The sequence below is a fragment of the Pseudomonas mandelii genome, from assembly GCF_006438925.1.
GTDB lineage: Bacteria > Pseudomonadota > Gammaproteobacteria > Pseudomonadales > Pseudomonadaceae > Aquipseudomonas > Aquipseudomonas mandelii_C.
Genome location: NZ_RCZA01000001.1, coordinates 67,375 through 81,050 on the forward strand (window position 1 = coordinate 67,375; position 13,676 = coordinate 81,050).

12 protein-coding genes are annotated in these 13,676 nt (G+C 60.1%); 9 read left to right on the forward strand and 3 right to left on the reverse strand.

Annotated features, from left to right (window positions below; all coding sequences use genetic code 11):
* Nucleotides 1–6 precede the first annotated feature (6 nt).
* The 8 genes from EAH74_RS00315 to EAH74_RS00350 all read left to right on the forward strand — a co-directional run bounded on the left by EAH74_RS00315 (nt 7) and on the right by EAH74_RS00350 (nt 8,608).
* Nucleotides 7–801 carry a carbon-nitrogen hydrolase family protein gene (locus EAH74_RS00315; protein WP_123368651.1) on the forward strand — a complete coding sequence of 265 codons (795 nt, stop codon included), beginning with the start codon at nt 7–9 and terminating at the stop codon, nt 799–801.
* Nucleotides 802–849: 48 nt separating this feature from the next.
* Complete coding sequence (gene pqqF / locus EAH74_RS00320; RefSeq protein WP_140674663.1) at nt 850–3,282, forward strand: pyrroloquinoline quinone biosynthesis protein PqqF; 2,433 nt, start codon at nt 850–852, stop codon at nt 3,280–3,282.
* Between the two features lie 155 nt (nt 3,283–3,437).
* Nucleotides 3,438–3,512: a pyrroloquinoline quinone precursor peptide PqqA gene (pqqA, locus tag EAH74_RS00325; protein ID WP_009045898.1), complete on the forward strand. Its 75-nt coding sequence runs from the start codon at nt 3,438–3,440 to the stop codon at nt 3,510–3,512.
* A 76-nt stretch (nt 3,513–3,588) separates the two neighbouring features.
* Nucleotides 3,589–4,500, forward strand: coding sequence for a pyrroloquinoline quinone biosynthesis protein PqqB (gene pqqB / locus EAH74_RS00330; protein WP_140674666.1), 912 nt, complete (start codon nt 3,589–3,591; stop codon nt 4,498–4,500).
* Nucleotides 4,501–4,644: 144 nt separating this feature from the next.
* On the forward strand, nt 4,645–5,397 hold the full coding sequence (gene pqqC, locus EAH74_RS00335) for a pyrroloquinoline-quinone synthase PqqC (RefSeq protein WP_140674669.1): 753 nt from the start codon (nt 4,645–4,647) through the stop codon (nt 5,395–5,397).
* On the forward strand, nt 5,394–5,669 hold the full coding sequence (gene pqqD, locus EAH74_RS00340; protein ID WP_140674672.1) for a pyrroloquinoline quinone biosynthesis peptide chaperone PqqD: 276 nt from the start codon (nt 5,394–5,396) through the stop codon (nt 5,667–5,669). The genes pqqC and pqqD overlap by 4 nt, the downstream gene beginning before the upstream one ends.
* Nucleotides 5,670–5,673: 4 nt before the next feature.
* A complete protein-coding gene (pqqE, locus tag EAH74_RS00345; protein WP_161990838.1) occupies nt 5,674–6,816 on the forward strand; it encodes a pyrroloquinoline quinone biosynthesis protein PqqE in 1,143 nt (380 codons plus the stop codon).
* Nucleotides 6,782–8,608: an alpha/beta hydrolase family protein gene (locus EAH74_RS00350; RefSeq protein ID WP_140674675.1), complete on the forward strand. Its 1,827-nt coding sequence runs from the start codon at nt 6,782–6,784 to the stop codon at nt 8,606–8,608. The genes pqqE and EAH74_RS00350 overlap by 35 nt, the downstream gene beginning before the upstream one ends.
* A gap of 148 nt (nt 8,609–8,756) precedes the next feature.
* Here the strand turns inward: EAH74_RS00350 and EAH74_RS00355 are convergent, their stop codons facing one another.
* Together EAH74_RS00355 and EAH74_RS00360 are read right to left on the reverse strand one after the other, a co-directional pair.
* Nucleotides 8,757–8,915, reverse strand: coding sequence for a YqaE/Pmp3 family membrane protein (locus tag EAH74_RS00355; protein WP_007904205.1), 159 nt, complete (start codon nt 8,913–8,915; stop codon nt 8,757–8,759).
* 209 nt (nt 8,916–9,124) lie between these two features.
* Entirely contained in the window at nt 9,125–10,408 is a 1,284-nt protein-coding gene (locus EAH74_RS00360; protein WP_140674678.1) for an aspartate aminotransferase family protein, read from the reverse strand.
* Nucleotides 10,409–10,577: 169 nt separating this feature from the next.
* On the opposite strand from EAH74_RS00360, the gene EAH74_RS00365 reads away from it, so the two are divergent.
* On the forward strand, nt 10,578–11,507 hold the full coding sequence (locus EAH74_RS00365; RefSeq protein ID WP_140674681.1) for a LysR family transcriptional regulator: 930 nt from the start codon (nt 10,578–10,580) through the stop codon (nt 11,505–11,507).
* 227 nt (nt 11,508–11,734) lie between these two features.
* Here the strand turns inward: EAH74_RS00365 and EAH74_RS00370 are convergent, their stop codons facing one another.
* The gene (locus tag EAH74_RS00370) at nt 11,735–13,513 is read right to left on the reverse strand and encodes an acyl-CoA dehydrogenase C-terminal domain-containing protein (RefSeq protein ID WP_140674684.1); all 1,779 of its coding nucleotides are present in this window, start codon (nt 13,511–13,513) and stop codon (nt 11,735–11,737) included.
* Nucleotides 13,514–13,676 lie beyond the last annotated feature (163 nt).

Sequence of the window (13,676 nt, forward strand, 5' to 3'; positions counted from 1 at the left end):
TCCGAAATGCGCGTAGCCCTTTACCAATGTCCACCGCTGCCCCTGGATGTCGCGGGTAATCTGCAACGTCTGCATCAATTGGCGCTGGAGGCCAAGGGCGCGGATTTGCTGGTGCTGCCGGAGATGTTTTTGACCGGTTACAACATCGGCATCGATGCCGTCAGCGTGCTGGCGGAAGTGCACAACGGTGAATCGGCGCAGCAAATCGCGCGCATCGCCAAGACGGCCGGGATCGCCATTTTGTATGGCTATCCCGAGCGCACCGAGGACGGGCAGATTTACAACGCCGTGCAGTTGATTGACGCCAATGGCGAGCGGTTGTGCAACTACCGCAAGACTCACCTGTTCGGCGACCTCGATCACTCGATGTTCAGCGCCGGGCCGGATGAGTTTCCGCTGGTTGAACTCAATGGCTGGAAGCTCGGCTTCCTGATCTGCTACGACCTGGAATTTCCGGAAAACGCCCGACGCCTGGCCCTGGCCGGCGCCGAGCTGATTCTGGTGCCCACGGCGAACATGATTCCCTACGACTTCATCGCCGACGTCACCGTCCGCGCCCGGGCCTTCGAAAACCAGTGCTATGTGGCTTACGCCAACTATTGCGGTAACGAAGGCGAGATCCAGTATTGCGGCCAGAGCAGCATTGCCGCGCCGGATGGCAGCCGCATCGCCCAGGCCGGCCTCGATGAAGCACTGATTGTCGGCGAGCTGGATCGTCAGTTGATGGTCGAATCCCGCGCCGCCAATCGCTACTTCCTCGATCGCCGCCCCGAGCTTTACAGCGAGCTTAACAAGCGCTGATCAACCGTTATCCGCTAGCATTGGCACTTCTCTGCTCTGGAAGTGCTCATGCCTGCGCTGAATCACCCCCACCTTCACACTGAAACCCTGGCCAACGGTCTGCGGGTGACGTTGCGCCATGTGCGCGATTTGAAGCGCAGTGCTGCGGCGTTGCGGGTCGCTGCCGGCAGCCATGACGTGTCGCTGGCCTGGCCCGGGCTGGCGCATTTTCTCGAACACCTGCTGTTTCTCGGTACAGAGCGCTTTCCCGCAAGCCAAGGCCTGATGGCCTACGTCCAGGGTCATGGCGGTCAGGTGAATGCGCGGACCAGCGAACGCACCACCGACTACTTTTTCGAATTACCGCCGCAGTCGTTTGCCGGGGGACTGGAGCGCCTGTCGGACATGCTCGCTCATCCGCGTATGAATCCAGACGATCAGCGGCGGGAACGGGAAGTGCTGCACGCAGAATTTGTCGCCTGGTCGCGGGATACGGCCGCTCAACAGCAATTTGCGCTGTTCGACGGCCTTTCAGCGGCGCATCCACTACGGGCGTTTCATGCCGGCAACCGCTACAGCCTGCCGGTGCCGCATCCTGAATTTCAGCAAGCCTTGCAGGATTTTTATCAGCGGTTTTATCAGACCGGGCAGATGACCTTGAGCCTGACGGGGCCGCAAAGTCTCGATGAGTTGAGGGCGATGGCTCAGCGCTTTAGCGCTGCGATTCCCGTAGGGGAAAAGGTCCCGCAACAGGCGCCTACATCACTGATGGATTCTTCGGACAAAAGTTATCAACAGGCTGGAGCGCGTCGACTGGATCTGTTGTTTGCCGTCGACGCATTGCCCGATTCATCGCCCGAGGCGCTGGCGTTCCTGTGTCATTGGCTGAACGCCGCGAAACCCGGAGGTCTACTGGCGCAATTGCGCGAGCACGGACTGGCTGACAGCCTGAAAGCTGCGCCACTGTATCAATTCGCCGGCCAGGCTTTGTTGCACATCGAGTTCACGTTGCCCGCCAAGGCGACGCCCGCCGGGATCCGCGAGCGGCTACTGGATTGGCTTGGATTCTTTGCCTCACAGCAACCCTGGACCGGGTTGCGCGACGAATACGCCGCCCTGCTGCAACGCCAACAGCAAGTCAGCGGAGCCCTGCAACTGGCCCGACTGGACAGCGCACAGCGTGAAACCGGGTTATCCGAATCGGGCATTGCTGCCCTCAAGGACGTCCTGAAACAAATCGGCGCTGTGGATAACTTCACCGGCCAATGGCAACTACCAACACCTAATCCGTTTCTGCGCGCAGAGGCTCCGGCCCCAAGTGCCGGACTGATCCGCGGCCAGACCAGCAAACACCGAGGCCTGCGGACCTTTGCCCAGGATCGCTCACGCGGTCGTCGTGAACGTTCGCCCATGCAGTTCAGTCAGGCATTGCCGGATAGCAGTACCGAAGGTGCCGTTTACCTGCGCTGGCGTCTGGACTCGGCACCTCGCAGCAACGTTCAGACGAGCCTGGAAAACCGCCTTCAGCCGTTGCGTGAAGACGCTCGTCAGGCAGGTGTCGATTTTTCCTTCAGCGCATCGCGCAATGAATGGCTGCTGAAAGTGACCGGGCTACAGGAGCCGATGCCGACCGTCCTCGAACATGCGCTGAAAGAACTGACAACACCTGATGCGGGCTTCTCGCAAGAAGAACCGCCGAGCGTTGCGTTGATGCCGATTCGACAGTTGCTTAAAGCGCTGCCTGATCACTGCCTTGAGCGCACCGCTGACTCGGACGATTTGATGCAGCTTTGGTTGGGCGCACGCTGGGATGGTCTGGCGACCGGGCTGTCCGCCCAGACACAAGCGGCGATGGGCCTTGCCTTGAGTCGTGTGCCCGGCACTGCGGACAATCAACTGACGCCGCCCTCCCCGATAAACGCGCAGCATCTGTGGAGCGCGGTCGATACCGGGTCCAGCGAACACGCGCTGCTGCTCTTCTGTCCGACCGCAACTGCAAACATCGCTGACGAAGCCGCCTGGCGCTTGCTGGCTCACGTCTGCCAGACGCCGTTTTACCAACGCCTGCGGGTAGAACTGCAGCTCGGTTATGCGGTGTTCAGCGCCCTGCGGCAGATCCATGGGCAGACCGGGCTGCTGTTCGGCGTGCAATCGCCCAGCGTCGCCCCTCTGGATCTGCTGGAACACATCGAACACTTCCTGAACGGATTGGCCGGGATGATCGACGCCATCAATGACCAGTCCTTCATTGACCAACGCCAGGCCCTGGCCGATCAATTCAATAGCGCGGCGCTACCCAATGCGCAGGCCGCCGAACTGCTCTGGCAGGGCAAACTGGCCGGCCGCTCGTCGGAATATCTGACTCAACTGCCTCAGGCAATTCTGAAGATCGACCGCGAAACGTTACTGGCCGCGGCACAACGACTGAGTCAGGCCGAAGGCGGTTGGCGCTGCCTGGCCAGCGGTCTGTGCCCGGGCTCGCCTTGGCAAGCGGCAAAATGATCATTACCGGTGCTGCAATTAGCTTTCTCAAAGATTCCCGGCCAATCGCCCTGTAATTTTGAGTAACATAGCCACCTAACTATCTGAACATCTCCGGCTGGAGGTGGACTATATGTATAGGTCTCAACTGTCCCATCACCTGAAGGAGCGCTTTTATGTCCTGGTCCAAACCTGCTTACACCGACCTGCGTATCGGCTTTGAAGTCACCATGTACTTCGCAAGCCGCTAATCTTTTTGTAGCGCAGTGCAACGCCTCGGCTCGCCGAGGCGTTTTTATTTTCAGTTTTCAAAATGATGGAGCGGCCATGTTTGTCCAGATTCTAGGTTCCGCCGCCGGCGGTGGTTTCCCCCAGTGGAACTGCAACTGCGTGAACTGCGCCGGCTTTCGCGATGGCAGCCTGAACGCCAAAGCGCGGACCCAGTCGTCCATCGCGATTTCCGATAACGGCGTGAACTGGGTGCTGTGCAACGCATCGCCGGACATCCGCGCCCAACTCCAGAGCTTCGCCCCGATGCAACCGGGCCGCGCCCTGCGCGATACCGGCATCAACGCGATCATCCTGATGGACAGCCAGATCGACCACACCACCGGCCTGCTCAGCCTGCGCGAAGGTTGCCCGCACGAGGTCTGGTGCACCGACATGGTCCACGAAGACCTGAGCACCGGTTTCCCGCTGTTCACCATGCTGACCCACTGGAACGGCGGGCTGACCTGGAACCAGATCGAGCTCGACCGTAGTTTCACCATTGCGGCCTGCCCGAGCCTGCGCTTCACCCCCCTGCCGCTGCGCAGCGCCGCCCCGCCGTACTCGCCGCACCGCTTCGACCCGCACCCGGGCGACAACATCGGCCTGATCGTTGAAGACCTCAACACCGGTGGCAAACTGTTCTACGCACCGGGCCTGGGCAAAGTCGACGCACCGCTGCTGGAGATCATGGCCGGCAGCGATTGCCTGCTGGTGGACGGCACGATGTGGGATGACGACGAAATGCAGCGCCGTGGCGTCGGCACCCGCACCGGTCGTGAAATGGGTCACCTGGCACAGAACGGCCCCGGCGGCATGCTGGAAGTGCTGGAACAGCTGCCCAACCAGCGCAAAGTACTTATCCACATCAACAATACCAACCCGATTCTTGATGAGGATTCGCCAGAGCGTGCCGAGCTGGTTCGGCGCGATGTTGAAGTGGCGTATGACGGCATGAGTATTGTGCTGTAGGAAATCGAGACCGCTGCGCGGCCTATCGCCAGCAGGCTGGCTCCCACAGGGGAATGCGATCAACTGTGGGAGCGAGACCGGCTTGCCGGCGATGAGGCTGGTCCTGACACCAAAGAATCCACCGGTCGTACCCGGAGAACCGAAATGACTGACACCGCAATGTCCCCCGCCGAGTTCGAAGCAGCCCTGCGCGCCAAGGGCGCCTACTACCACATCTATCACCCGTATCACGTGGCGATGTATGAAGGCCGGGCAACGCGCGAGCAGATCCAGGGCTGGGTCGCCAACCGCTTCTACTATCAGGTGAACATCCCGCTCAAGGACGCCGCAATCCTCGCCAACTGCCCGGACCGCGAGATTCGTCGTGAGTGGATTCAGCGCCTGCTTGACCATGACGGTGCCCCCGGCGAAGACGGCGGCATCGAAGCCTGGCTGCGTCTGGGCCAGGCCGTCGGCCTCGACCCGGATCAGCTGCGCTCGCAGGAGTTGGTACTGCCTGGCGTACGTTTTGCCGTCGACGCCTACGTCAACTTCGCCCGCCGTGCCAGTTGGCAGGAAGCCGCCAGCAGTTCGCTGACCGAACTGTTTGCGCCGCAGATCCACCAGTCGCGCCTGGACAGCTGGCCGCAGCATTACCCGTGGATCGACCCGGCTGGTTACGAGTACTTCCGCACCCGCCTGGGCCAGGCACGTCGCGACGTGGAACACGGCTTGGCGATCACTTTGCAGCACTACACGACGCGGGCCGGCCAAGAGCGCATGCTGGAAATTCTCCAGTTCAAACTGGACATTCTTTGGAGCATGCTCGATGCCATGAGCATGGCCTACGAACTGAAACGCCCGCCGTATCACAGCGTGACCGAGCAACGGGTCTGGCATAAAGGAATCACCTTATGAGTTTTGATCGCAGCAAGACCCCGAGCTGGCGTACCGGCTACCGCTACCAGTACGAGCCGGCGCAGAAAGGTCATGTGCTGCTGTACCCGGAAGGCATGATCAAACTCAACGAAAGCGCCGCACTGATCGGCGGTTTGATCGACGGCGAGCGTGATGTCGCGGCGATCATCGCCCAACTGGACGCGCAGTTCCCCGGCGTACCCGAGCTCGGTGACGACATCGAGCAATTCATGGAGGTCGCCCGTGCTCAGCACTGGATCGAACTTGCCTGAATCCGTGTCAGACAAGTTACCGCCCAAACCGGAAATCGGCCTGCCGCTGTGGCTGCTGGCCGAGCTGACGTATCGCTGCCCGCTGCAATGCCCGTACTGTTCCAATCCGCTGGACTTCGCCGAGCAAGGCAAAGAACTGAGCACCGAACAGTGGATCAAGGTATTTCGCGAAGCGCGGGAGATGGGCGCCGCGCAATTGGGCTTCTCCGGCGGCGAACCGTTGGTGCGCCAGGACCTCGCCGAGCTGATTGCCGAGGCGCGCAAGCTGGGTTTCTACACCAACCTGATCACCTCCGGCATCGGCCTGACCGAACAGAAAATCAGCGACTTCAAGAAGGCCGGCCTGGACCACATTCAGATCAGCTTTCAGGCCAGCGACGAGCAAGTGAACAACTTGCTGGCTGGTTCGAAAAAGGCCTTCGCCCAGAAGCTGGAAATGGCTCGCGCGGTGAAAGCCCACGGTTATCCGATGGTGCTGAACTTCGTGACCCATCGGCACAACATCGACAAGATCGACCGGATCATCGAGCTGTGCATCGCCCTTGAGGCGGACTTTGTGGAGCTCGCCACTTGCCAGTTCTACGGTTGGGCGCAGCTCAATCGGGTCGGTCTGTTGCCGACCAAGGAACAACTGGTCCGCGCCGAACGCATCACCAACGAATACCGCGCAAAACTTGCAGCCGAAGGGCATCCGTGCAAGCTGATTTTCGTCACTCCGGACTATTACGAAGAACGCCCGAAAGCCTGCATGAATGGCTGGGGCAGTATTTTTCTGACAGTCACGCCGGACGGAACCGCTCTGCCGTGTCACGGCGCCCGACAGATGCCGGTGCAGTTTCCCAACGTGCGCGATCACAGCATGCAGCACATCTGGTACGACTCGTTCGGCTTCAACCGCTTTCGCGGTTACGACTGGATGCCCGAGCCGTGCCGCTCTTGCGACGAGAAGGAAAAAGACTTCGGCGGCTGTCGCTGCCAGGCATTCATGCTCACGGGGGACGCGAGCAACGCCGACCCGGTGTGCAGCAAGTCGGAACATCACGGCGTGATCCTCAAGGCCCGCGAAGAAGCCGAGCACGCGACCCAGACCATCGAACAACTGGCCTTTCGCAATGAACGAAATTCACGACTCATCGCTAAAAGCTGAACCCTTCAGCGCTGCCAAGGCTGTTGCGGCCGGCATCGACTTCGCCGAGTTGCAGGTCGGCCCACATGGCTTGTTCTGGAACGAGTACCGCCCCGAGGACGCCGCCTGCCGAATCTGGCATTGGCGAGGCGGCCAGGCGCACTGCCTGACGCCTGCGGGTTTCAGTGTGCGCAGTCGCGTGTACGAATACGGCGGCGGCGCGTTCTGTCTGACCGATGACGGGATCGTTTTCGTCAACGAGGCGGACCAACAGCTGTATCGACAGTCGCTGGCCGGCGAGACACCTGAGTTACTGAGCTTGGGCGAATGCCGATACGGCGATCTGCAGTTCGCTAACGGGCAGGTATTGGCGGTTGAAGAAAACCGCGATCGGCATCGCCTGGTGGCTATCGATGTGGCTGACGGAGTACGTCATCTGCTGGCCGAAGGCGCTGATTTCTATGCCGCGCCGACGTTGAGTCCCGACGCGCAACGACTGGCGTGGATCGAGTGGGACCGCCCGGATCAACCATGGACCGCGACTCGCCTGATGGTCGCCGAACGCCAGAACGATGGCCGTTTTGCTCCGCCGCGTTGCGTGGCAGGCGAAGACGCTGAGGAATCGCTGCAACAACCGAGGTTCGATACAAGCGGCCGTCTGTTTTGCCTGACTGATCGCAGCGGCTACTGGCAGCCTTGGGTGGAATCGGCAGACGGTCTTAGCCCGCTGCCGAGTGCCGCAGCGGATCATGGGCCAGCGCCGTGGCAGCTGGGTGGCAGCACCTGGTTGCCGCTGAGCGAAGGCCGCTATCTGGCGAGCTGGACCGAAGACGGGTTTGGCAGACTGGGTGTTTGTGGTGACGCCGGTGAAGATTTCACGGGCGATTACAGCCGCTTCCGCTCTCTCGCACTGGATGAGCAGTTCATTTACTGCATCGCCGCTTCGCCAGTCAGTTCGTCGTCAGTCATTGCCATCGACCGCCAGACCCGGCAGCTCAAAACACTGGCTGGCGGTATTGCACCGTTGCCTGCCGAGCAGATCAGCGTCCCGCAAACCCTGCGTTACCCGAGCGGTTCGGGCGAGGCGCACGGCTTCTTCTATCCAGCAATGACCAGTGAGAAAAAACCGCCTCTGGTGGTGTTTATCCACGGCGGCCCGACTTCGGCCTGCTACCCCATGCTCGATCCGCGAATCCAGTACTGGGCGCAACGCGGATTCGCCGTGGCCGACCTCAACTACCGCGGCAGCAGTGGCTATGGTCGGGCTTATCGACAAGCGCTGCATTTGAGCTGGGGCGAAGTGGACGTGGAGGACGCCTGCGCAGTCGTCGCTCATCTTGCCAAACGCGGATTGATCGACGGTAACAAGGCGTTTATTCGCGGTGGAAGTGCCGGTGGTTACACCACCCTGTGCGCATTGGCCTTCCACAACGTCTTCCGCGCCGGCGCCAGCCTGTATGGCGTCAGTGACCCTGTGGCGCTGGGCCGGACGACTCACAAGTTCGAAGGCGATTATCTGGATTGGCTGATCGGCGACCCGGTGCAGGATGCCGAACGCTACGCCGCTCGAACGCCGTTGCTGCACGCGGGCAACATCAGTAAGCCGGTGATTTTCTTTCAGGGTGAACTGGACGCCGTGGTGGTGCCGCAACAGACCCGCGACATGGTCACGGCGTTGCAGGACAACGGCATTCTGGTTGAAGCGCATTACTACGCTGACGAACGCCATGGCTTTCGCAAGGCCGGCAATCAGGCCCATGCGCTGGAGCAGGAGTGGTTGTTTTATCGAAGAGTGATGGCGTTGGCGGACTGAAGTCTGCTGCCCGTGCAGGAATTGTGTCGCCCCATTCGCGAGCAGGTCGAATCGTCGCACCGTCGCTCCCACAATAGATCTGTGGTGTACAGAAACCCCTGTGGGAGCGAGCCTGCTCGCGAAAGCGATCTAACTGGCGCCGCGAAACTCAGCGCTTGGCGATGATGTACACCGCATGCACGATCCCGGGGATGTAGCCGCACAGCGTCAGCAGAATATTCAGCCAGAACGCGCCGGCGAAACCGACTTGCAGAAACACACCCAGTGGCGGCAACAGAATGGCGATGATGATGCGAATGAAGTCCATGGGGCAGCTCCTGATTTGAAGTTGGCTCGCGTGAGCCCTACAGCTAATCGACCTGTGCCGTTCGTCAGGGTTCAGTGCCATTACGTCCGAGCGTGAAACCTTTCCGGCAAAACCCTCAGACAAAAAAACGCCCCACGCCAAAAAAATCAGGCATGGGGCGATGCGTTATACCGCGAGACGGTTCGGGAATTTGTGTAGGGCGGGTCTGATCAGACGGCAATCCCTTTGCGGCACTGCAGTTGCGCAGTGCGCACACGGGAGAAGGCACGGGCCAGACGCAGGAGCATTTCGTCAACGTTGGCTTTACTGACGGTCAGGGCCGGGGTAAAGCGCAGGCAATCAGGCTGCGCAGCGTTGAGCAGCAAACCTTCGTACAACGCCGCTTTAACGACTGCGTCAGCCGAATCGTCGGACAGATCAAGGCCCCAGAACAGTCCTTGCCCGCGCAACTCGCCGTGACCATAGCGATGGGATAAACGCTGCAGACCTTCGCAAAGATGCTGACCGGTTTCCCTGACATGATTGAGAAACCCCTTGTCCTGCACGCTGTCGAGGACGGCAAGACCGGCCGCTGTCATCAACGCATTGCCATGATGAGTACCTGTCACTTCGCCGACTTCAAAACAGCAAGCCTTTCCCCGCGCCAGTAACGCAGCCAATGGCACGCCACCACCCAGCCCTTTACCGAGAACAACGATATCTGCCCGCACGCCGTAGGATTGTTCGGCGAGCAACGTGCCGCAACGACCGATGCCGGTCTGCACTTCGTCGAAGATCAGCAGAATGCCCAGCTCACGGCACAAGAACTCGACCCCTTTGAGGTAATGCTCAGTGGCCGGTATCACCCCGGCTTCGCTCTGGATCGGTTCGAGCATGATCGCCACGGTCTGAGCGTCGACGGCCGCATGCAAGGCTGGAAGGTCATTGAACGGAACATGACTGAAGCCTGGAAGCAGCGGCTCGAATCGGTTGGTCAGAATCGAACTGTCCGACGCCGAAATCGTCCCCAGACTACGACCATGGCAGCCGTTGTTGGCAACGATGATCCGCGAAGCCCCGCCGCGATGCCGTTGGCCCCATTTGCGCGCCAGTTTGATCGCCGCCTCACAGGCTTCGCTGCCGCTGTTGAGCAGGTACGCCTGATCACTGCCGGTGCTGGAGCATAGACGCTCAGCCAGATTGAGCATGCCGCGGTTATGCAGGCCGAAGCCGGGGTTGATCAGCGACTGAGCCTGCGCCGCGATGGCGTTGACCAGTACCGAAGGGCTGTGCCCGAGGCTATTGGCCCCGCCACCTTGGGAGAAATCCAGATAAGCGCGGTCATCACTGTCCCACAACCATGAGCCTTGGCCGCGCACGAATATCTGTTTCGGTCGCTCGACACTGGGCATCAGGCACTCGCTGGAAAGATTGTCGTCTTTGGACGGCAAGAAGGCATCGACGGCCAAGTCTTCGAGACTCGGCGGATTGCGCCGCAAGCTGAACAAGTTCATCTGATCAAACCTCGTGCGAGGTTTTTTGCCTTACCTATGTAAACACCATCGAAACAAACGGTATTCATCGCGCTCTGTGGCCCTGTAAGCCTTGTGAATGCGGTTAGACTAGGCTCAGGCAAGGCCCTGAGCCATTTCGTTTTCCCAGCATTTTCGATAAGCACACCTTATGGATTTCAAGCAACTGCGTTATTTCGTCGCGGTCTACGAAGAAGGCCATGTGGGCCGGGCTGCCGAGCGGCTTTCAATCTCTCAACCGGCGCTGTCCCAGCAGATCCGCCACCTCGAACAAAATCTCGATGTGAGCCTGTTCGAACGCAGCAGCAAACGGCTACTGCCAACCCTGGCTGCTCACACTTTGTACAACCACGCCCTGCCCTTGCTGGATGGATTGCAGCGGGCACGGGAAGCCTTGGGCAACTTCAAGGGCCAGGCACTGCGCACATTGGCCATCGGTGTTTTGCAGACCGTCCATACCAGCCTGGTGCCGCAGATGCTCGAACGCGTGCGCAAGGCGCAGCCGCATTTGGTGGTGCAGATCTATGAACTGACGGGGCTGGAAATCGAGCGGCGCTTGCTCAACGGCTCGCTGGACATCGGCATCAGCTATCTGCCACCTCGTCAGCCGGGGTTGCATGGCGTGATGCTGTACGAAGATGAGCTGACCCTCGTCATCCCGGCGGATCACCCGTTGCGGGAATTCAAGAAAGTCTCGATGAGTCAGGCCGCCGAATTGCCGATGTTGCTGCTGGGCGAAGAGTTTCAAGTGCGGCAGATCTGGCAGGCACAACTGGCCAATCTGGGACGACGTCCGCAGGTGCAGGCCGAGTTGAACAACATGGCGGGGATTCTCGACAGCCTGCCGCACACACGACTGGCGACGGTGCTGCCCGGACGCTCACAACAGGCACACGGCAACAAGGAACTGATGTGGAAACCACTGAGCGAGCCGAGGGTGCCGCTTAAAGTTGGATTGGTATGTCGGGATGTGCAGCGACAACAGGCCTCGCTGGCCTTATTGCGGACGTTGCTGGAAGAAGTGATGAATGGCTTGGATGGGCGTTTGAGCAGCCCGGCAACACTGGATGAAATGAGCTGAGCACTTTTCTGCGGGCAAAAGAAAACCCCGCCGAAGCGGGGCTTTGCAGACTGTTTCCCTGACATCCATTTCACTCCGCCGTCCTGGCAGAATCCTACGTGTCCGTGTTGTTGCTTTGCGCTTCCTGCGCTACGTCCATGTGAAGTAGATTAGCTGTGGATCCAATCTTCATCTATGGGAGAAGAGCAGCACGTCATGTAAGAGAATGCTTACATGACGTTACATTGTCAGAACTGTCCTGCGTCCAGCAGGAACAACGACTCGCTGCCGGCCTTCACCGAGGCGCTCAACGAGTGAATGCGCGGCAGCAGACGTGCGAAATAGAAGCGCGCCGTGCCCAACTTGCTCGCGTAGAAATCGTCCTGCGCCTCTTTGCCAAAAGCGGCCTTGGCCATCAATGCCCACATGTACGCATACGCCACGTAACCGAATGCTTGCAGGTACTCGACCGAGGCAGCACCGATTTCGTTCGGGTTGTTTTTCGCCCGATCCAGCAACCAGGCGGTCAGTTCGTCGAGAGTAGTCACCGCATCGTTAAGCGGTTTGGTGAACTCCACCAGATCAGCGCTGGCGGTCGCGGTGAAATGACGGATCTCGTCGGCAAACAGGTTGTAGAACGCGCCGCCGGTGCCGACGATTTTGCGCCCGACCAGGTCCAGCGCCTGAATGCCGTTGGTGCCTTCGTAGATCTGGGTGATGCGCACGTCGCGCACCAGTTGCTCCTGGCCCCACTCACGGATGTAACCGTGGCCGCCGAAAACCTGCTGGCCGTGAACCGTGGTTTCCAGGCCCAGGTCGGTCAGGAACGCCTTGGCCACCGGAGTCAGCAAGGCCACCAAATCTTCCGCGCGTTTGCGGGTCGTTGCGTCTTCGCTGAACTTGGCGGTGTCCAGTTGCATGGCCACGTAAGTCGAAAAGGCACGACCGCCTTCGTTCGAGGCTTTCATGGTCAGCAACATGCGACGCACGTCCGGGTGGACGATGATCGGGTCAGCGACCTTGTCCTTGTTCTGCGCGCCGGTCGGCGAACGGCTTTGCAGACGATCGCGAGCGTACTCGACGGCGTTCTGGTAGGAACGCTCGCCGGTGGCCAGGCCCTGGATACCGACGCCCAGGCGTTCGTAGTTCATCATGGTGAACATCGCGGCCAGACCTTTGTTTGGCTCGCCGACCAGATAACCCACGGCCTCGTCGAAGTTCATCACGCAGGTCGCGGACGCCTGGATGCCCATCTTGTGTTCGATCGAGCCACAGTTCGCCGGGTTACGCGCGCCCAGGCTGCCATCGGCATTGACCATGAACTTCGGCACCAGGAACAGCGAAATGCCTTTCGGCCCCGCTGGCGCGTCCGGCAGTTTGGCCAACACCAAGTGAATGATGTTCTCGGTCAGGTCGTGCTCGCCGCCGGTGATGAAGATCTTGGTGCCGCTGACCTTGTAGGAACCGTCGGCCTGAGGCTCGGCCTTGGTGCGGATGATCCCCAGGTCGGTACCGGCGTGTGGCTCGGTCAGGCACATCGAACCGGCCCAGACACCGGCGTACATGTTCGGCAGGTACGCGGCTTTCAGCTCTTCGCTGGCATGGGCGTTGATCGACAGGCAGGCGCCCGCGGTCAGCATCGGGTACAAACCGAACGACAGGCTGGCGGAGTTGACCATTTCTTCGACCTGCGCCGAAACGGCTTTGGGCATGCCCATGCCGCCGTAGGTGGGATCGCCACCGACACCGACCCAACCGCCTTCAGCGTAAGTCTGATAAGCCTGTGGGAAACCTGCCGGCGTGGTGACAGCACCGTCCGCCCAATGGCAACCTTCTTCGTCAGCCGCACGGCTCAGCGGCGCGATACTTTTGCTGGTGACCTTGCCGGCTTCTTCAAGAATGGCTTCAACCGTTTCAGCATCGACGGTCTCGGCCAGCGCAGGCAGCTCAGCCCAGAGTTTGGCGACCTCGAAAACTTCATTGAGGACGAAGCGCATATCGCGCAGGGGCGCTTTGTAGTCAGCCATGGCAAACCTCACAAGATCTAAACAGGTGATTCGTAGGAGTGATGTTTTCGTTGGCTCCGAGTGTAACCCAACAACTTTTGCGACACATAGGGTCAGCCAATGACCGTTTTGTAATTTTTAGTCACCGACTAATCAGTCACAAAAAAACCCGCAACATGGCGGG